At 72.6% G+C, this 17,517-nt stretch carries 17 protein-coding genes and 1 tRNA gene; 13 read left to right on the forward strand and 5 right to left on the reverse strand.

Annotation, left to right across the window (positions count from 1 at the left end):
* The first annotated feature begins 178 nt into the window (after window positions 1-178).
* Window positions 179-1,114, forward strand: a complete 936-nt coding sequence (locus FXF60_RS08070; protein WP_192796658.1) for a sugar-binding transcriptional regulator — start codon at window positions 179-181, stop codon at window positions 1,112-1,114.
* Between the two features lie 18 nt (window positions 1,115-1,132).
* Here the strand turns inward: FXF60_RS08070 and FXF60_RS08075 are convergent, their stop codons facing one another.
* From FXF60_RS08075 to serC, 3 genes are all read right to left on the reverse strand, one after another.
* A complete protein-coding gene (locus FXF60_RS08075) occupies window positions 1,133-2,353 on the reverse strand; it encodes an MFS transporter (protein WP_151525327.1) in 1,221 nt (406 codons plus the stop codon).
* 76 nt (window positions 2,354-2,429) lie between these two features.
* The gene (locus FXF60_RS08080; protein ID WP_151525328.1) at window positions 2,430-3,620 is read right to left on the reverse strand and encodes a phosphoglycerate dehydrogenase; all 1,191 of its coding nucleotides are present in this window, start codon (window positions 3,618-3,620) and stop codon (window positions 2,430-2,432) included.
* A 13-nt stretch (window positions 3,621-3,633) separates the two neighbouring features.
* Window positions 3,634-4,719 (reverse strand): 3-phosphoserine/phosphohydroxythreonine transaminase, encoded by a 1,086-nt coding sequence (serC, locus tag FXF60_RS08085; RefSeq protein ID WP_238335765.1) that lies wholly within the window; start codon window positions 4,717-4,719, stop codon window positions 3,634-3,636.
* A 404-nt stretch (window positions 4,720-5,123) separates the two neighbouring features.
* On the opposite strand from serC, the gene FXF60_RS08090 reads away from it, so the two are divergent.
* The 12 genes from FXF60_RS08090 (at window position 5,124) to FXF60_RS08145 (ending at window position 16,169) form a co-directional block, all read left to right on the forward strand.
* Window positions 5,124-7,853, forward strand: a complete 2,730-nt coding sequence (locus tag FXF60_RS08090) for an Rne/Rng family ribonuclease (protein WP_151525330.1) — start codon at window positions 5,124-5,126, stop codon at window positions 7,851-7,853.
* 136 nt (window positions 7,854-7,989) lie between these two features.
* On the forward strand, window positions 7,990-8,304 hold the full coding sequence (gene rplU / locus FXF60_RS08095) for a 50S ribosomal protein L21 (RefSeq protein ID WP_151525332.1): 315 nt from the start codon (window positions 7,990-7,992) through the stop codon (window positions 8,302-8,304).
* Window positions 8,305-8,335: 31 nt separating this feature from the next.
* A complete protein-coding gene (gene rpmA, locus FXF60_RS08100; RefSeq protein WP_151525334.1) occupies window positions 8,336-8,605 on the forward strand; it encodes a 50S ribosomal protein L27 in 270 nt (89 codons plus the stop codon).
* Between the two features lie 115 nt (window positions 8,606-8,720).
* Entirely contained in the window at window positions 8,721-10,226 is a 1,506-nt protein-coding gene (obgE, locus tag FXF60_RS08105) for a GTPase ObgE (RefSeq protein WP_151525336.1), read from the forward strand.
* Between the two features lie 222 nt (window positions 10,227-10,448).
* Complete coding sequence (proB, locus tag FXF60_RS08110) at window positions 10,449-11,573, forward strand: glutamate 5-kinase (protein ID WP_151525338.1); 1,125 nt, start codon at window positions 10,449-10,451, stop codon at window positions 11,571-11,573.
* Between the two features lie 25 nt (window positions 11,574-11,598).
* Window positions 11,599-12,882, forward strand: a complete 1,284-nt coding sequence (locus tag FXF60_RS08115) for a glutamate-5-semialdehyde dehydrogenase (RefSeq protein ID WP_151525339.1) — start codon at window positions 11,599-11,601, stop codon at window positions 12,880-12,882.
* 41 nt (window positions 12,883-12,923) lie between these two features.
* A complete protein-coding gene (locus tag FXF60_RS08120) occupies window positions 12,924-13,142 on the forward strand; it encodes a hypothetical protein (protein WP_151525341.1) in 219 nt (72 codons plus the stop codon).
* Window positions 13,142-13,726: a nicotinate-nucleotide adenylyltransferase gene (nadD, locus tag FXF60_RS08125; RefSeq protein ID WP_302849019.1), complete on the forward strand. Its 585-nt coding sequence runs from the start codon at window positions 13,142-13,144 to the stop codon at window positions 13,724-13,726. The genes FXF60_RS08120 and nadD overlap by 1 nt, the downstream gene beginning before the upstream one ends.
* Entirely contained in the window at window positions 13,727-14,107 is a 381-nt protein-coding gene (gene rsfS / locus FXF60_RS08130) for a ribosome silencing factor (protein ID WP_151525343.1), read from the forward strand.
* A gap of 5 nt (window positions 14,108-14,112) precedes the next feature.
* The gene (locus FXF60_RS08135) at window positions 14,113-14,760 is read left to right on the forward strand and encodes a histidine phosphatase family protein (protein ID WP_151525345.1); all 648 of its coding nucleotides are present in this window, start codon (window positions 14,113-14,115) and stop codon (window positions 14,758-14,760) included.
* A 63-nt stretch (window positions 14,761-14,823) separates the two neighbouring features.
* Window positions 14,824-14,896 (forward strand) — tRNA-Ala (locus tag FXF60_RS08140).
* A 61-nt stretch (window positions 14,897-14,957) separates the two neighbouring features.
* A complete protein-coding gene (locus FXF60_RS08145) occupies window positions 14,958-16,169 on the forward strand; it encodes an MFS transporter (protein WP_151525347.1) in 1,212 nt (403 codons plus the stop codon).
* Between the two features lie 12 nt (window positions 16,170-16,181).
* On the opposite strand, the gene FXF60_RS08150 is transcribed toward FXF60_RS08145, so the two are convergent.
* Window positions 16,182-16,685 (reverse strand): type II toxin-antitoxin system PemK/MazF family toxin, encoded by a 504-nt coding sequence (locus FXF60_RS08150; protein WP_151525349.1) that lies wholly within the window; start codon window positions 16,683-16,685, stop codon window positions 16,182-16,184.
* The gene (locus FXF60_RS08155) at window positions 16,685-17,440 is read right to left on the reverse strand and encodes an IclR family transcriptional regulator (protein ID WP_151525351.1); all 756 of its coding nucleotides are present in this window, start codon (window positions 17,438-17,440) and stop codon (window positions 16,685-16,687) included. The genes FXF60_RS08150 and FXF60_RS08155 overlap by 1 nt, the downstream gene beginning before the upstream one ends.
* Window positions 17,441-17,517: the final 77 nt, after the last annotated feature.

A 17,517-nucleotide genomic window follows, 5' to 3' on the forward strand; every position in this document is an offset into this window, starting at 1 on the left:
GGCCTCCCGACCTCTGGTGCTCATCAGAGCGCACAGATGTGCACATATGAGTATGCTCAGTGAATCCGTCCGAGCCGTCGTTGTCAAGGGATCGCCCAGGGATCTGGACGACGGCCTCGGGGGTCGGGACAATGGCCCGGCCGGATGACACAGGTCGTGGCGGAGGCAGGAGGTTCTGGTGCCAGCGAGAGACGAGCGTGACCTCGTCCTGGCGGTCGCTGTCGCGCGCCGACACTACGAGCAGGGACAGGCCAAGACGGACATCGCCGAGGCCCTGGGGATCAGCCGGTTCAAGGTGGCCAGGCTGCTCGACCTAGCCCACGAGAAGGGTGTCGTGCGGATCGAGATCGTCGAGCCCGATGCACGGGGTGGTGGGCTCGCGCGCGAGCTGCAGTCCACCTTCGACCTCGCCTGCTGCAGCGTGGTCCCGATGTCGTCCACGGCGCCCGAGGTCCGGGCCGAGGTCGGGCGGTCGGCGGCGAGGCTGCTGGGGGAGGCGCTCCGGCCGGGCGACGTCCTGGGGCTGCCGTGGAGCAGGTCGGTGCACGACATGGTGTATGCCCTGGAGACGCTGCCCCGGGTGCCGATCGTGCAGCTGAGCGGCGCCCTGGCCACCACGCGGGAGGACTCCAGCGCGGTCGACCTGGTGCGCCGGGCGGGGCGGATCTCGGGCGGCGGCAGGCGGGTCTTCTTCGCCCCGCTCGTGATGCCGGACGACGCCGCCGCCGACGCGGTGCGGCGCGACCCGGCGGTCAGCGAGACCCTCGCCGCCGCCGACCGGGTGAGCGTGGCGATGGTCGGTGTCGGTGCCTGGGCACCGGGGGAGTCCACGATCTACGACGCCGTCGACGAGGACTGCCGTCGGCAGGTGAGGGAGGCCGGGGTGGTGGGCGAGTCCGTGGGTGCGTGCTTCGACGGCCAGGGCCAGCTCGTGACGACCTGCCTGTCACGACGCCTGATCGCCCTGTCACCGGCCCAGCTGGGAGGCATCGACCAGGTCATCGCCGTGGCCTACGGCATGGGCAAGGTGCAGGCGCTGCAGGCCGCGATGACCAGCGGCCTGGTGAACGGCCTGGTCACCACCCACGACACCGCCGAGGCGCTGCTGGCCTAGCCCGCACCACCGGTCCGGTCACGCCCGTCCCGCGGGCATCCGCCAGGCGGCGAGGACCGCGGGCAGGGTGAGCACCAGGGCGGTGGCCGCCACCACCGTCGTGAGGTCGAGCACGAGCGTGGCCAGCCCCACGCAGGCCAGGGTCACGAGGAAGCCGAGCTCCGCCACGACGCTCGCGACGGAGGTCACGGTCGCCCGAGGGGCTGACTCCTCGAGCGCGTGCTGCAGTCGCACGTCACCGGCGACGTAGGCACTGCTGGCCAGGGCGTATCCGCACGCCAGCGCGGCCGCGGCCACCCAGCCGGACCACCAGGCCCCGCCCGCCAGCAGCAGCCCGGCCACCCCGACGAGAGCAGCGTGCCGGGCGCCGCGCAGCAGCGCGACCCGGTCCGCGAGCCAGGTGGCCACCGCCTCCAGCAGCACGATCGCCGCCATCACCAGGGCCACCCCGCCGACCGTGATGCCGTCCGCCGCCAGCACCAGCGGCAGGAACTCGTCGAACCCGACGAGGGCCACGATCGCGGCATACCCGAGCAGGATGCGGCGCACCGGCTGCGAGCCCCGGGCGTGCCGCAGGCCGGCGGCGAGCGTGCCCCGCCAGGTGTCCGGCCCGCCGGAGGTCTCGGGCGTCGGCGCCACCGCGCGTGGCGTGGTGCGGTCCGGGACGGGGTCGTCCGGCTCGGCGCGGTGCCGACCCTGCCCCGCCCTGGGCAGGGACAGCGTGACGCCGACGTGGACCACGGCGACCGCGGCGCTGGCCCACCCCACGAGGGGGTAGCCGCCGAGCTGGTGCAGCGGCGCCGCCACCGCGATGGCCGCGGCCATGACGACCAGGGCCACGCTCTCGGCCCGCGCCCGGATGCGGCCGTAGGACGCGCTGGCGCCGTGGTCGGCCAGCTGGTCGAAGAGGTAGGCCTCCCACGTGCCGGAGTGCATGGCGTCCGAGACCGACCAGAGGACGAAGCCGAGGAGGAACCCCCAGAAGGAGGGCCAGGTCAACCAGGTCAGGAAGGCCGCGACGTAGACGACCCCGGAGGCGACGAGCAGACGCCTGCGGTCGACCAGGTCGGCCCAGGCACCGGACGGCACCTCGAGCAGGAAGGCGCTGACGGACCAGACGACGAGCAGCACCGAGATCTGCGTGCTCGACAGGCCGCTGTCGCGGAAGAGCAGGGCATAGATCCCGAAGAGCGGGATCGCCTCATGGCTGGCGCGATAGGCGATCGCGCGGGTCTGCAGGGTGACTCAACCCTCTCCGGAGGGGAACGACGCTCGGCTCATCCGGCCACCCTAGCCTCCCCGGCGTGGGGCGGCGTCAGTCGATCTTGCGGGCGCGGATGACGCCGTCGATCGCCAGGATCGACTCCTTGAGCTCGTCCCGCACCTCACCCTCGACGTCGACGAGGGTGTAGGCCACCTCGCCCTTGGACTTGTTGGTGAACTCGGCGACGTTCAGACCCGCCTCGGCGAGCGCCGCGGTGATCTGGCCGATCATGTTGGGCTTGTTCTGGTTGAAGATCCCCAGACGGGTCGTGCCGGGCGTCCGCGCCATGACCACCTCGGGGAAGTTCACCGAGTTGCGGATGTTGCCGTGCAGCAGGTAGTCGGACAGCTGGTCCGCCGCCATGACGGCGCAGTTGTCCTCCGCCTCACCGGTCGACGCGCCGAGGTGGGGCAGGGCGATGACCTTGGGGTGGACCGACCCGACCTCAGAGGGGAAGTCGTTCACGTAGGCGTGCAGGTGCCCGCTGTCGAGGGCGTCGAGGACCGCCTGCTCGTCGACCACCCCGCCGCGGGCGAAGTTGAGCACCACGCCACCGGCCGGCATCGTCGCGATCCGCTCCGCGTCGACCAGGCCCTTCGTGGCCTCGATCAGCGGCACGTGCAGGGTGATCATGTCCGAGCGGGCGAAGAGCTCCTCGACGCTGGTGACCTGCTCGACGTTGGGGGACAGCTGCCAGGCCCGCTCCACCGTGATGGCGGGGTCGTAGCCCAGCACCTTCAGGCCCAGGGACTGGGCGGCGTTGGCGACGAGCACACCGATGGCGCCCAGGCCGATGACGCCCAGCGTCTTGCCCGGCAGCTCGTAGCCGGCGAACTGCTTCTTGCCGGCCTCGACCTGCGTGTCCAGGTCCTTGCCGGTGAGCGAGCGGTCCGCGACCAGGCCGCGGGTGTAGTCGGCCGCGTGGTAGAGGTTGCGGGCGGCCAGCAGCATGCCGGCGATCACCAGCTCCTTGACCGCGTTGGCGTTCGCGCCCGGTGTGTTGAAGACGGGTATGCCGCGGGCCGCCATGGCGTCCACCGGGATGTTGTTGGTCCCCGCCCCGGCGCGGGCGACGGCATAGACGGAGTCCGGGATCGTGGCCGAGTGCAGGTCCGCGGACCGGAGCAGGATGCCGCGCGGCTCGGGGATGTCGGTGCCGATGTCGAAGACGTCCCGGTCGAGACGCTGCAGGCCGACGGGCGAGATGGCGTTGAGGGTCTGGATGGCGAAGGTCTGGGTCATGGCGGTGGTGTTCTCAGCCGTTCTGCTGCTCGAAGTCGGTCATGAAGTCGACGAGGGCCTGGACGCCCTCGATCGGCATGGCGTTGTAGATGCTGGCACGCATGCCGCCGACGCTGCGGTGCCCGGCCAGCCCGGACAGGCCCGCCTCGGCCGCGGCCGTGACGAACGGCTTCTCCAGGGCGCTGTCCGGCACCAGGAAGGGGACGTTCATCCAGGAGCGGGCCTGGACCTGCACCGGGTTGGAGTAGAAGTCCGAGGTGTCGATCACGCCGTAGAGCAGGTCGGCCTTGGCCTGGTTGCGCCGGGCCATCTCCTCGAGCCCACCCTGCTGCTCCACCCACTCCAGGACCAGACCGACGAGGTACCACGCCAGCGTGGGTGGGGTGTTGAGCATCGAGTCGGCGTCGGCCATGGCCTTCCAGTCCAGCGCCGCGGGCACGTCGGGACGGGCCCGCTCGAGCAGGTCGCGGCGGACGATGACGACGCACAGGCCGGAGGGCCCGAGGTTCTTCTGCGCCCCCGCGTAGATCACGCCGAACCGGGAGACGTCCAGCGGCCGGGACAGGATCGTCGAGCTGGCATCGGTGACCAGCGGGACCCCGCCGGCGTCGGGCAGCGAGGGGAACTCCACCCCGCCGATCGTCTCGTTGAGGGTGAGGTGGAGGTAGGCCGCGTCGCCGGGGACCTGGAACGACCCCGGCTCGGGGACCGTCGAGTAGTTCGACGCCGACTCGTCCGCCAGGACCTGGACGTCGGCATACTTCTTCGCCTCGGTGATCGCCTTCTTCGACCACGACCCCGTGTTGAGGTATGCCGCCACCTGGCCGGGAGCGGAGAGGTTGAGCGGGACGGCGGAGAACTGTCCGGTCGCGCCGCCCTGGAGGAAGAGCACGGCGTAGTCGTCGGGGACGGCCAGCAGCGAGCGCAGCCGTTGCTCCGCCTCGGCGGCGATGGAGACGAACTCGGGGCTGCGGTGGGACATCTCCATGACGGACATCCCGGACCCGCGCCAGTCGGTCAGCTCGGACTGCGCACGCTCGAGAACCTCGAGCGGCATGGTGGCGGGACCGGGGGAGAAGTTGAAGACGCGCACGGGCACCTACCGTACCGTCAAGGGGAGGCTGGTCCGGCCCCGGCCCGTGGTGCGGGCAGCGGCGTCGCGCCGCTGCGCCGACCCGCCGGTGGTCGCGGTCCCGGAGTCGCCCGTGTGCGATACTGCATAGCGGTCCCGCGACGTCCCACACCGCCGCGAGACCCGGTGCGAGTCCCTCGCGGCGCGGCCCTCAGGGTCGGCGTCACGCGAGGCGCGACAGGGAGTCGACGACAGCCCGCACCGCGCCGGAGTCGGTGCCGCGCGACCGCGCGAGCCGCCTGCGACGACTACGGAAGACTTCCGTCGTGGCCGACCGGCCAGGACGACACGGCACCCGCGCCGCGCGGGCAGTGGGCCTGGAACCGGCCCGGGTGTGTGGACTGGCACCGCGCGGCCTGGAAGGACACCTCGTGTCTGACGAGAACACCACCGAATCCCCCGTCGCAGAGGCCGACGAGACCCAGAACGACGCCGCGGAGGGCACCGACGCGCAGGCCCAGCCGGAGACGGTGCAGGAGCAGTCTGCTCCCGACGACGGCGACGTCGCGTCCCCGGTCGAGGACGGCAGCGGGGCCGACCCGCAGCCGGAGCAGGACGCCGAGTCGGAGCCGGAGGCAGAGCAGGGCGCCGAGCCGGAGGCAGAGTCGGACGACGGCGGGTCCGAGTCGCCCACCGCCTCGTTCGGGCTGGTCTTCCAAGCACCGGACCTCACCGACCTGCCCAAGCGGCGTTCCCGGCGTGCGACCTCGGCCTCCACGGCGCCTGCTCCTGCCGAGCAGTCCCAGGACGAGGACCAGGCGTCGGCGGGCGAGGACCAGCGGGACGACACGGACGACAGCGGTGACGCCGAGGACGAGCAGTCCTCCCGGGGCCGACGCCGTCGCCGCCGCGGCGGCAAGGGTCGCCGCTCCCGCTCGGGCGACGACGGGGGCGGCGAGCAGTCCTCGGACGACGGCGCGGGCGAGGAGCAGCAGTCCGGGGGCGGCCGCCGGCGTCGGGGCTCCGGCGGCGGGGGCGGCAAGGAGTCCGGCCAGAGCAAGGGCGAGGACCAGTCCTCGGGGAAGCAGAAGGGTGGCGGCGCCACCGACTCCTCGTCGGACCAGGCTGCCGACGGTGGGTCCGACGGCGAGTCGGGTGGCGGCACGAAGCGACGTCGCCGTCGGTCGCGCAGCGGCAGCGAGCGCTCGGCCAAGGACGAGGTCACCTCGGTCAAGGGCTCGACCCGGCTCGAGGCCAAGCGGCAGCGTCGGCGGGAGGGCCGGGAGGCCGGCCGCCGCCGGACGATCATCACCGAGGCCGAGTTCCTGGCCCGCCGGGAGAGCGTCGAGCGGGTGATGGTCGTGCGAGGGCTCGAGGACCGCACCCAGATCGCGGTGCTCGAGGACGGCGTCCCCGTCGAGCACTACGTCTCCCGGTCGGCACAGTCGACGATGGTGGGCAACGTCTACCTCGGCCGGGTGCAGAACGTCCTGCCGAGCATGGAGGCGGCCTTCGTCGACATCGGCAAGGGGCGCAACGCGGTCCTGTATGCCGGTGAGGTCAACTGGGACGCCGCCGGCCTGGAGGGGAACCAGCCCAAGCGCATCGAGAACGCCCTGAGCTCGGGGGAGTCCGTGCTGGTCCAGGTGACCAAGGACCCCATCGGGCACAAGGGGGCGAGGTTGACCTCGCAGGTCTCCCTGCCGGGGCGGTACCTCGTCTACGTGCCGGGCAACTCGATGACCGGCATCTCCCGCAAGCTGCCGGACACCGAGCGCTCGCGGCTGAAGAAGATCCTCAAGGAGGTCGTCCCGAGCGACGCCGGGGTGATCGTCCGGACCGCGGCCGAGGGTGCCTCGGAGACGGAGCTGCGCGCCGACGTGGAACGGCTGACCTCGATGTGGGAGCGGATCGAGAGCAAGGCCAAGACCGCCAACGCCCCGGCCCTCCTGCACGGGGAGCCGGACATGACGGTCCGCGTCATCCGCGATGTCTTCAACGAGGACTTCGCCAAGCTCGTGGTCTCCGGCGAGAAGGCCTGGGGCGAGGTCAAGCGCTACATCGACGAGGTCGCGCCGGACCTGGCCGCACGGGTGGAGAAGCACACCGGCACGACCGACGTCTTCACGACGCACCGGGTGCACGAGGCGATCGCCAAGGCGATGGACCGCAAGGTGTGGTTGCCGTCCGGTGGCTCGCTCGTCATCGACCGCACCGAGGCGATGACCGTCGTCGACGTCAACACCGGCAAGTTCACCGGCTCCGGCGGCAACCTGGAGGAGACGGTCACCAAGAACAACATCGAGGCGGCCGAGGAGATCGTCCGCCAGCTGCGGCTGCGTGACATCGGCGGCATCATCGTCGTCGACTTCATCGACATGGTGCTGGAGAGCAACCGGGACCTCGTCGTCCGACGCCTCCTCGAGTGCCTCGGACGGGACCGCACCAAGCACCAGGTGGCCGAGGTGACCTCCCTCGGGCTGGTGCAGATGACCCGCAAGCGGGTCGGCTCCGGGCTGATCGAGGTCTTCTCCGAGTCGTGCACGCACTGCTCGGGTCGTGGCATCGTCGTGCAGACCGAGCCGGTCGTCCGCGGGGGCGACGAGGGCGGCAACGGCGGTGGCGGGAAGCGACGCGGCAAGGGTCGCGGCGGCAACGGCGGCGGGAGCCAGGGAGGCTCGTCCGAGCCGAAGAACGTGCTGCCGACCCCCAACCCAAACGGCCCCACGCCGGCCCAGATCGCCGCCGCGGCGCATGCGGCCGCACTGACGGCCGGTGCGTCGTCGGAGGCGGCGGACGCCGCCGCCGTGGCAGCGGCCGGCGAGGTCTCCGACGAGGCCGCTGACAGCCCGCCTGCGGCCGAGGTGACTGACACGGCGACCGCCGCCGAGGTGGCCGACGCGGCGCCTGCGGCCGAGGTCGCCGACAGCTCGCCCTCGGGCGCCACCGACGCGCCCGCGCCGGTGGAGGAGCCGGTCGCCGCGCCGCCCAAGCGCCGGCGCCGCGGTCGGGTGGTGGCCCCCGCCGGGCCACCGGTCGGTGAGCCGGACGCCGAGACGTCAACCCCCGCGCCCGACCCCTCCGAGGTCACCCCGGACGCCTCCGCCCCGGCCGTCGAGGACGGCGACGCGAGTTTGGAGCCGAGCCGGTCGGCACGGTAGTCTGGTGCGTCGGTTCGCCCTGGGTCGCCGGACCGGTCTCGCAGACGACATACCGATGTCGGCTCGACCGTGTCCTTCCGGGTCCCAGGTGCGCGTCCGAGCCCACTGCGACCAGAAGTGAGAAAGCGAGTTCAACGTGTACGCGATCGTCCGTGCAGGCGGCCGCCAGGAGAAGGTCTCCGTCGGTGACGTCCTGACCATCGACAAGGTCCGCGGCGACGCCGCGGCCGGCGACACCGTCGAGCTCGCCCCCGTGCTCCTGGTGGACGGCGAGACCGTGACCACCGACGCCGACGCGCTCGGCAAGGCCACCGTCACCGCCGAGATCATGGGTGCGGTCAAGGGCCCCAAGATCGTCATCCAGAAGTACAAGAACAAGACCGGGTACAAGAAGCGCCAGGGCCACCGCCAGCCGCTCACCCAGGTCAAGATCACCGCGATCGACGCCTGAGCGTCGCACCGAGCCAAGGAGGAGTCAGCAGATGGCACACAAGAAGGGTGCGTCCTCGACCCGCAACGGTCGTGACTCGAACGCCCAGCGCCTGGGTGTGAAGCGCTTCGGCGGCCAGGTCGTCGGAGCCGGCGAGATCATCGTCCGGCAGCGCGGGACCCACTTCCACCCCGGCGAGGGTGTGGGCCGCGGGGGCGACGACACCTTGTTCGCGCTGGTGCCCGGGGTCGTCGAGTTCGGCGCCAAGCGCGGTCGCAAGACGGTCAACGTCGTCGACCAGGGCGCGACCGTCGACGCCTGAGGCGCGACACCGCATACTGCAGAGCCGGGACGCCCCGGCGATCGGCACGACGCCGGTGGGTCGGATCGGACCCACCGGCGTCGCGCTGTCTGCACCAGTTGAGAGGATCAACGGCATGGCCAACTTCGTCGACCGCGTCGTGCTGCACCTGCGCGCGGGGAAGGGTGGCCACGGCGTAGCCTCGGTGCACCGGGAGAAGTTCAAGCCGCTCGGGGGCCCGGACGGCGGCAACGGCGGCCGGGGAGGCGACATCGTGCTGCGGGTCGACGCCCAGGTGACCACGTTGATCGACTACCACCACGGCCCGCACCGCAGCGCCCCCAACGGCAGGCCGGGCGAGGGTGACGAGCGCAACGGCGCCCAGGGGGAGGACCTGGTGCTCCCGGTCCCCTCGGGGACCGTCGTGACCACGCGGGGCGGGGAGGTGCTGGCCGACCTGGTCGGCGACGGCACCGAGTTCGTCGCCGCGCGGGGCGGTCGCGGGGGACTGGGCAACAAGGCCCTGGCGTCGCCGCGGCGCAAGGCTCCGGGCTTCGCCCTGCTGGGGGAGCCCGGCGAGGAGGCGGAGGTGATCCTCGAGCTGAAGACGCTCGCGGACGTCGCGCTCATCGGCTTCCCGTCGGCGGGCAAGTCGTCGCTGGTGAGCGTGCTGTCGGCGGCGAAGCCCAAGATCGCCGACTACCCGTTCACCACGCTGATCCCCAACCTCGGCGTGGTGGCGGCGGGCGGCGAGCGTTTCACCATCGCCGACGTGCCGGGTCTCATCCCGGGCGCGAGCGAGGGCAAGGGGCTGGGCCTGCAGTTCCTGCGCCACGTGGAGCGCTGCCACGTGCTGGCCCACGTCATCGACTGCGCCACCCTCGAGCCCGGCCGCGACCCGTTGACCGACCTGGACGTGATCGAGGCCGAGCTCGCGGCCTACGTGCCGCACGGTGAGCTGGGCGGTGTCCCGCTGGCCGAGCGCGTCCGTGTCGTCGTGCTCAACAAGGCGGACGTGCCGGAGGCGCGGGAGCTGGCGGAGATGGTGCGCCCGGACCTGGAGGAGCAGGGATACGAGGTGCACGTCGTCTCCGCCGTCGCCCACCAGGGCTTGCGCGAGCTGACCTTCGCGCTGGCCGGTCACGTGGCCCGGCAGCGCGCCGAGCACGTCGACGTGGAGCCGCAGCGCGTCGTCATCCGGCCCAGGGCCCTCGACGACCAGGGGTTCACCGTCCGGCGGGAGAACACCGCGGACGGCGAGATCTTCCGCGTCCTGGGTGAGCGACCGACCCGCTGGGTCCGGCAGACCGACTTCGCCAACGACGAGGCGGTCGGCTACCTGGCTGATCGGCTCAGCAGGCTGGGGGTCGAGGAGGAGCTGCTCAAGGCCGGCGCCGTCGCCGGCTCCACCGTGCTCATCGGGCCCGAGGAGGACGCGGTCGTCTTCGACTGGGAGCCGACGATGGCCGGCGGGGCCGAGCTCCTCGGCAGCCGGGGCACCGACCTCCGCCTGGAGGACCGCGCCCGGCCCACCCGTGCGGAGAAGCGGGAGGCCTTCCACGACCGCAAGGACGCCGCCACCGCCGCCCGCGAGGAGCTGGAGGCCGAGCGCCGCGCCGGCTACTGGACCGACGAGGACTGACCGCCGACCCGCCGCTGGCGCCCCCGTGCGTGGCGGCTCCGCGTCCCCTCCCCTCCCCTCCCACGAGGGAGTGACCACGGCATAGCACAACCTTCATCGGCGAACTTCCCGATGAAGGTTGTGCTATCCCGTGGTCGGTCGGCGGTGGGCTGCTCGGCGCCAGTCGCCCACGCCCGCCCGTGGATGCATGAGTATGCGTCGGAGTGGAATAGTATTCGTCGTATGGGTTCGAGCGTCGACCGCAGCGTCATCCGGGACGCGCACCGCATGGTGGTCAAGGTCGGCTCGTCCTCGCTCACCGGCCCGGAGGGCGGGCTGGACGGGTTCCGGCTCCAGGCCCTGGCCACCTCGCTGGCCAAGAAGGCCATGGGTGGGACGCAGGTGGTCCTCGTCTCCTCCGGTGCCATCGCGGCCGGCATGGTGCCCCTGGGCCTGGACCGTCGACCCAAGGACCTGGCCACCCAGCAGGCGGCGGCCAGCGCCGGGCAGGGCGCCCTGATGTCCGCCTACACCCAGGCCTTCACCATGCACGGCGTGCAGGTCGGACAGGTGCTGCTCACGGCCGACGACATGCACAAGCGCAGCCACTACGTCAACGCCTCGCGCACCCTGGAGCGGCTCCTCGAGCTGGAGGTCGTGCCGATCATCAACGAGAACGACACCGTCGCCACCGACGAGATCCGCTTCGGCGACAACGACCGTCTGGCCGCCCTGGTCGCCCACCTCGTGGACGCCGACGCCCTCGTCCTGCTCTCGGACGTGGACGCCCTCTACACCGGCCACCCGGCCCGCCCCGACTCCCGCCGCATCCCGCTCGTGTCCGGGGTCGAGGCGCTCGCCGAGGTGGACGTCTCCCGCGCGGGCTCGGCCGTCGGCACCGGCGGCATGCAGACCAAGGTGGACGCCGCACAGATGGCCGTCGCCGAGGGCATACCGGTGCTGCTGACCAGCGCCGACCAGGTGCACCAGGCCCTGCTCGGGGAGGACGTGGGCACGCTGTTCACCCCGGTCGGCAGGAAGAGCCCGGCCCGGCGGCGGTGGCTCGCGCACGCCAGCAGCGTCACCGGCCGCGTCGTCCTCGACGACGGCGCGGTCGAGGCCGTCGTCCGGCGGCAGACCTCGCTGCTGCCCGTCGGGATCACCCGCGTCGAGGGCCGCTTCAGCGCGGGGGACACGGTCGACCTGTGCAACCAGCACGGCCTGGTCGTGGCCCGGGGGCTGGTCGGCTACGACGCGGACGAGCTGGGGCCCTTGGTCGGCCGCCGGCTGGTGCGTGACTCGGCGATGCGCTCCGGCGCACCGGCCCCCCGACCCGTCGTCCGCCGGGACGACCTCGTCGTCCTCTGACACCCACACCTGCGCAGGAGCACCGATGACCGCAACCATCGCCCCCGACATCGCCGAGCACGTCGCTGCCGTGGCCCGCGGCGCCCGCACGGCCGCCCGCGAGCTCGCGCTCCTCACCCGGGCCCAGAAGGACGCCGCCCTGGGCGCGCTCGCCGATGCGCTCGACGCGGGCGCCGACCAGGTGGTCGCCGCGAACGTGGAGGACCTGGAGCGCGGTCGGACAGAAGGGCTGCCGGAGAACCTGCTGGACCGGCTCGCGCTCGACGTGGAGCGGGTGCACGCGGTGGCCGAGGCGCTCCGGCAGGTCGCCGGTCTGCCGGACCCCGTGGGTGAGGTGGTGCGGGGGTCCACCCTGGCGAACGGTCTGCAGATCCGCCAGCTCCGGGTGCCGATGGGGGTCGTCGGGATGATCTACGAGGCCCGGCCGAACGTCACCGTGGACGCCGCCGGGCTGGGTCTCAAGAGCGGCAACGCGGTGATCCTGCGCGGCGGGTCGGCGGCCGGCTCGAGCAACGCCGCGCTGGTGACGATCATGCGCGACGCGCTGGAGCAGCAGGGGATCAACCCGGACGCCGTCAACCTGCTCTCCGATGGCGGCCGGGACGCGGCCCGTGCGCTGATGACCGCCCGCGGCCTCGTCGACCTGGTCATCCCCAGGGGCGGCGCCAGCCTGATCCAGACGGTCGTCACCGAGTCCACCGTCCCGGTCATCGAGACCGGCGTCGGCAACTGCCACGTCTACGTCGACGCGAGCGCGGACACCGAGATGGCCACGGCCATCGTGACCAACTCCAAGACGCACCGCACCTCGGTCTGCAACGCGGCCGAGTCACTGCTCGTGCACCAGGACGCTGCTGCGCGGGTGCTGCCGGGCATCATGGCGGAGCTCGCGGCCGCCGGGGTCACCGTCCGGGGCGATGACCGGATGCGGGGGTATGCCGAGGCGGCGGGCGCGGCATACCAGCCGGTCACCGACGCCGACGACGACACCGAGTTCCTCTCCCTGGACATCTCGGCGCGGGTGGTGGACGACCTGGACGCCGCCCTGGCGCACATCCAGGAGCACACCAGCGGGCACACCGAGGCGATCGTGACCGCGGACCGGGCGGCCGCGCGGCGGTTCACCACCGAGATCGACGCCGCCGCGGTGCTGGTCAACGCCTCGACCCGGTTCACCGACGGCGGCGAGTTCGGCTTCGGCGCGGAGATCGGGATCTCCACCCAGAAGCTGCACGCACGGGGCCCGATGGCGCTGCCCGAGCTCACCACGACCAAGTGGGTCGTGGAGGGTGACGGCCAGGTCCGCTGAGTCTGCCGACCCGGACGTGACCGACAGGTAGAGTGTCCCGCATGTCGCCCGCCCAGATCGTCGTCGCGGCCGCCGAGGAAGGCGGCCACCACATCGTCAACGAGCTCCCGTTCCCGCCGATCATCTTCGGCGTCTTCGCCATCGGGGCGTTCGTCCTGCTGCTGGGCTTCCTGTGGGCGTTCCGCAACACCCTGGCCCTCGACCCGCACGGGGTCGCCGACGCGCACCACGACCCTGACGTGGGCCGAAGCCAGCACTGATGCGCCTGGGAGTGATGGGTGGGACCTTCGATCCCATCCACCACGGCCACCTCGTGGCCGCGAGCGAGGCAGCACACCTGCTGGGGCTGGACGAGGTCGTCTTCGTGCCCACCGGGCAGCCCTACCGCAAGGACGCCAGCGAGGTCACCGATGCCGAGCACCGCTACCTGATGACGGTGATCGCGACCGCGTCCAACCCCCGCTTCACCGTGAGCCGGGTCGACGTGGACCGCGAAGGGCCCACCTACACCCTGGACACCCTGCGCGACCTGCGCGCGGAGCGGCCGGACGACGAGCTGTTCTTCATCACCGGCGCCGACGCGCTGGCCCAGATCCTGTCCTGGAAGGGCGTGGACGAGCTCTGGGACCTCGCGCACTTCGTCGGTGTGACCAGGCCCGGACACGTGCTGACCGACGCCGGTCTGCCCGAGGACAAGGTGACGCTGCTGGAGGTGCCCGCCATGGCGATCAGCTCGACCGGCTGCCGGGAGCGCACCGGCGAGGGAGAGCCGGTGTGGTACCTCGTGCCCGACGGCGTCGTCCAGTACATCGGCAAGTACGACCTCTACCGGAAGGACGCCTGAGTGAGAGCCACCCAACGCGCCGTCGAGCTCGCCCAGGCCGCCGCGGCGGCGGCGCAGGAGAAGCTGGCGCAGGACGTGGTCGGGCTGGACGTGTCGGGTCAGCTCGCCCTGACCGACGTCTTCGTCATCGCCTCGGCCCCCAACGAGCGCCAGGTGAGCGCGATCGTCGACGCGGTCGAGGAGCGCCTGCTGCAGCTGGGCGCCAAGCCGCTGCGCCGCGAGGGACAGCACGAGGGGCGGTGGGTGCTGCTCGACTTCAGCGACATCGTCGTGCACGTCATGCACAGCGAGGACCGCGAGTTCTACGACCTGGAACGGCTGTGGAAGGACTGTCCGCAGGTGCTGCTGCCGTCGACCGGGTCCGCCCGGGACGAGGCCTGAGGGGTATGCGTCGGGTCATCGTCTGGCGGCACGGCGAGACCGAGCACAACGCGGGGGGCATCTTCCAGGGGCACCTGGACACCGAGCTCTCCGAGCACGGGGTGCGGCAGGCGAGGGAGGCCTCGGCGGTGCTCGCCGAGCTGGGCGTGGGTCGGCTGGTGGCCTCGGACCTGCGCCGGGCCGCGCAGACGGCGGGAGCGCTGGCCGACCTCACCGGGCTGGAGGTCGAGCCCGACGAGCGGCTGCGGGAGATCCACGTCGGTCGGTGGGAGGGGCTGACCCGCGCCGAGGTGAAGGCCCGGTATCCCGAGACCCAGGCCGCGCTGCAACGTGGTGAGGACGTGCTGCGCGGGGAGACGGGGGAGCGGATGGCGGACGTCGCGGAGCGGACCCGGCGGGCCTTCGACGACGTGACGGCACAGCTGCCCGAGCACGGGGTCGCGGTGCTCGCCTCGCACGGCGTGGCGTCCCGCGCGCTCGTGTCGGCGGTGGTCGGGCTGGACCTGCGGGAGTGCGCGCAGGCACTCGTCGGGCTGCGCAACTGCCACTGGGCCGAGCTGGTCGAGCATCCCTCCGGATGGCGCCTGGAGACGTGGAACGCCGGGGTCGGCGGGCCAGCCCGGACCGGCGCCGGGAGGCTCACCGCGCCCTGACCAGGGATTTGGTGTTTGCTCGGGCCGCTGGGTAAAGTAGTCCAGTCCTCACGGGACCTTCCCGGGGCTGTGGCGCAGTTGGTAGCGCACCTCCATGGCATGGAGGGGGTCAGGGGTTCGAATCCCCTCAGCTCCACCGGATGAGCGGGCCGGACCACCTTCGGGTGGCCGGCCCGTCGTCATGAGAGGAGGGGTCGGTGGGTCAGCACGAGAGCACCTTCCGCCTCCGCGACATCGCCCTGCCCGCCTTCGCCCCGAGCATCGTCAACGCCGTCGGCCTGAGTGCCGTCACACCGGTCCTGGCGCTGCACGCGCGGGACCTGGGTGCCAGCGTCGGGCAGGCCGCCCTCGTCGTGGCCGTCCTGGGGCTGGGCAGCCTGCTCGGCTCGTTGCCGGCCGGCGCCCTGGTGGCCAGGATCGGGGAGCGTCGGGCGCTCATCCTGGCAGGCCTGGTGGACGCGGCGGCGATGGTCGTCGCCGCGCTGGCCCCGTCGCTGGTGCTGCTCGCGCTGGCCGTGGTCGTGAGCGGTATGGCGTGGAGCGTCTTCCTGCTGGCGCGCCAGGGGTTCCTCATCGTCGTGGCGCCGGTGCACCTGCGGGCCCGCGCCATGTCCACGCTCGGAGGGAGCCACCGGATCGGGGGCTTCGTCGGGCCGGTGCTGGGTGGCGCGCTGATCGCCGCCTCGGGGGAGGTGGCGTCCGTCTTCTGGCTGGCGGCGGTGATGGCCCTGCTGGCGGCCCTGGTGGTCCGCCTGGCACCCGACCTCACCACGGAGCACGACCGTGCCGCGCGGACGGGGCCGACCGCACCCAGCGGAGTGCTGGCGGTGCTGCGCCGTCACTGGCGCACCCTGGCCTCGGTCGGCAGCGCCGTCGTCGTGATCTCCGGCGCCCGCAGCCTCAGGATCACCCTGCTGCCGCTGTGGGCCGAGCACATCGGGATCTCGGCCGCGACGACGTCCCTGGTCTTCGGGGCCGCGGCCCTGCTGGAGATCCTTCTCTTCTACCCTGCGGGCTGGGTGATGGACCGCTTCGGCCGCACCGTGGTGGCGGTCACCGTCGTGCTGCTCATCGGGATCGGTGTGCTCTGCCTGCCGCTGAGCACCGGGCTCTCCGTCTTCACCGGGCTCGCCCTGCTCATGGCGGTCGGCAACGGCATGGGGTCGGGCATCGTCATGACCTTGGGGGCGGACACCGCGCCGACGCTCGACCGGGCGCAGTACCTGGGCGGCTTCCGGCTGGCGGGTGACGTCGGAGGCTCGGGGACGCCGCTGCTCCTCTCCGGTCTCACCTTCGTCGCCCCGCTCGGCATCGCCTGCGTGGTGGCCGGCGTCGCCTGCCTGCTGGGGAGCGGCTGGGTGGCCCACCGGGTCGGACGGATCGACCGGCGGCGGCGCGCCGCCGGGTGAGACGAGCGCGGCTCAGAGCCCGGGCTGGTGCTCCCGCACGGCAGCGACCACCCGCTCGAAGACGGCCTGGTCCAGCCGTGCACCGGTGCGACGCACCGTGTCCCGGTCCAACCGGAGCAGCCGGTTGACGCGCGCCTCGCTGGGGCGGCGGCGATGGTCCCAGTCGCCGGCCCCGACGTCCATCCAGTAGCGCCCGGCTGCGGCCTCCTGCTCGGCATCCCGGTCGTGGTCCTGACTGGTGAGCTGGAGGGCCAGCAGGGCGGGTCCCTCGCGGCCGACGACGAGGACGGGGCGGTCCTTGCCCTGGCTGGCGTCCTCCTCGTAGGGCACCCAGGCCCAGACCACCTCGCCCGGGTCCGCCTTGTCGTCGTCGACCGGGGCATACCCCAGCGTCGCCTCCGAGGAGGGCTGCGCGGACCCCGCGTCAGGCCTCGCGGACGACTGCCGCGTCGCCGCCGTGCGTCTCATCACACGGGCCGCGCGCAGGGCCACCCGCACCAGTCGTCGTGCGTCCATCACGATGTTCCTCCCGCCAGCGCCGCGGCGATGCGTCGCAGCTCGGGCACCACCTGCTGCGCCCGCTCCCGGGTCATCCGCTCCGTCGGGCCGCTCACCGACATCGCCACCTCGAGCCCCGCCACCTGCACCGGGACGGCCACGCAGCGCACCCCCAGCTCCTGCTCCTCGTCGTCGAGGGCGAACCCCTGCCTCCGCACCTGCTCCAGCTCCTCCACGAGGCGCGCGACGTCGGTGACGGTATGCGGGGTGCGCGGCTCCAACGGCGCGTCGCCGAGCAGCTCGGCCCAGGCGGCGCGGGGCCGGGTCGCGAGCGCCACCTTGCCGACGGCGGTGGAGTGCAGCGGCACCCGCCGGCCGACCTCGGCGAAGATGCGCAGGGTGTGCGGCGAGGGGGCCTGGGCGACGTAGACCATCACCCGTCCCTCGAGCAGGGCCAGGTTCGCCGTCTCCCCGGTCGCCGCCACCGCCTCCCGCAGCGCCGGCGCCGCAGAGGCTCCGAGCGTGCGGTAGGAGGCGTCCCCGACGCGCATCGCGGCGGGACCCACGGCATACCTCCGGTCCGTGTCCTGCCGCACCCAGCCACGGGCGACGAGGCCCGAGACCAGCCGGTGCGCGGTGCCCTGGGCCAGACCCAGCTCGCGGGCGATCTCGGTGACCCCGATCGGCGCGGGGGCGGCCGCCAGCAGCTCCACGATGTCGAGCGCGCGGTCGACCGACTGCACGCCACGGGGTCTGTCCTCGCGCTGGCCCATGCGTTTCTCCTATGTCAAGCCGCGGCTGGTTGGCGCATCGGCTGGACGGTGTTGTGGTGATGGGCGTCGGTGGTGAG

The sequence above is a fragment of the Serinicoccus kebangsaanensis genome (genome assembly GCF_008919445.1).
Classification (GTDB): Bacteria; Actinomycetota; Actinomycetes; order Actinomycetales; family Dermatophilaceae; genus Ornithinicoccus; species Ornithinicoccus kebangsaanensis.

Bases quoted from the DNA above. Each gene is read 5' to 3' on its own strand.
- FXF60_RS08120 (WP_151525341.1), top strand. From the start codon at position 12,924: ATGTCGCCCGCCCAGATCGTCGTCGCGGCCGCCGAGGAAGGCGGCCAC.
- rpmA (WP_151525334.1), top strand. From the start codon at position 8,336: ATGGCACACAAGAAGGGTGCGTCCTCGACCCGCAACGGTCGTGACTCG.
- obgE (WP_151525336.1), top strand. From the start codon at position 8,721: ATGGCCAACTTCGTCGACCGCGTCGTGCTGCACCTGCGCGCGGGGAAG.
- FXF60_RS08135 (WP_151525345.1), top strand. From the start codon at position 14,113: ATGCGTCGGGTCATCGTCTGGCGGCACGGCGAGACCGAGCACAACGCG.
- FXF60_RS08155 (WP_151525351.1), bottom strand. From the start codon at position 17,440: ATGGGCCAGCGCGAGGACAGACCCCGTGGCGTGCAGTCGGTCGACCGC.
- FXF60_RS08150 (WP_151525349.1), bottom strand. From the start codon at position 16,685: ATGGACGCACGACGACTGGTGCGGGTGGCCCTGCGCGCGGCCCGTGTG.
- proB (WP_151525338.1), top strand. From the start codon at position 10,449: ATGGGTTCGAGCGTCGACCGCAGCGTCATCCGGGACGCGCACCGCATG.
- nadD (WP_302849019.1), top strand. From the start codon at position 13,142: ATGCGCCTGGGAGTGATGGGTGGGACCTTCGATCCCATCCACCACGGC.
- FXF60_RS08080 (WP_151525328.1), bottom strand. From the start codon at position 3,620: ATGACCCAGACCTTCGCCATCCAGACCCTCAACGCCATCTCGCCCGTC.
- FXF60_RS08115 (WP_151525339.1), top strand. From the start codon at position 11,599: ATGACCGCAACCATCGCCCCCGACATCGCCGAGCACGTCGCTGCCGTG.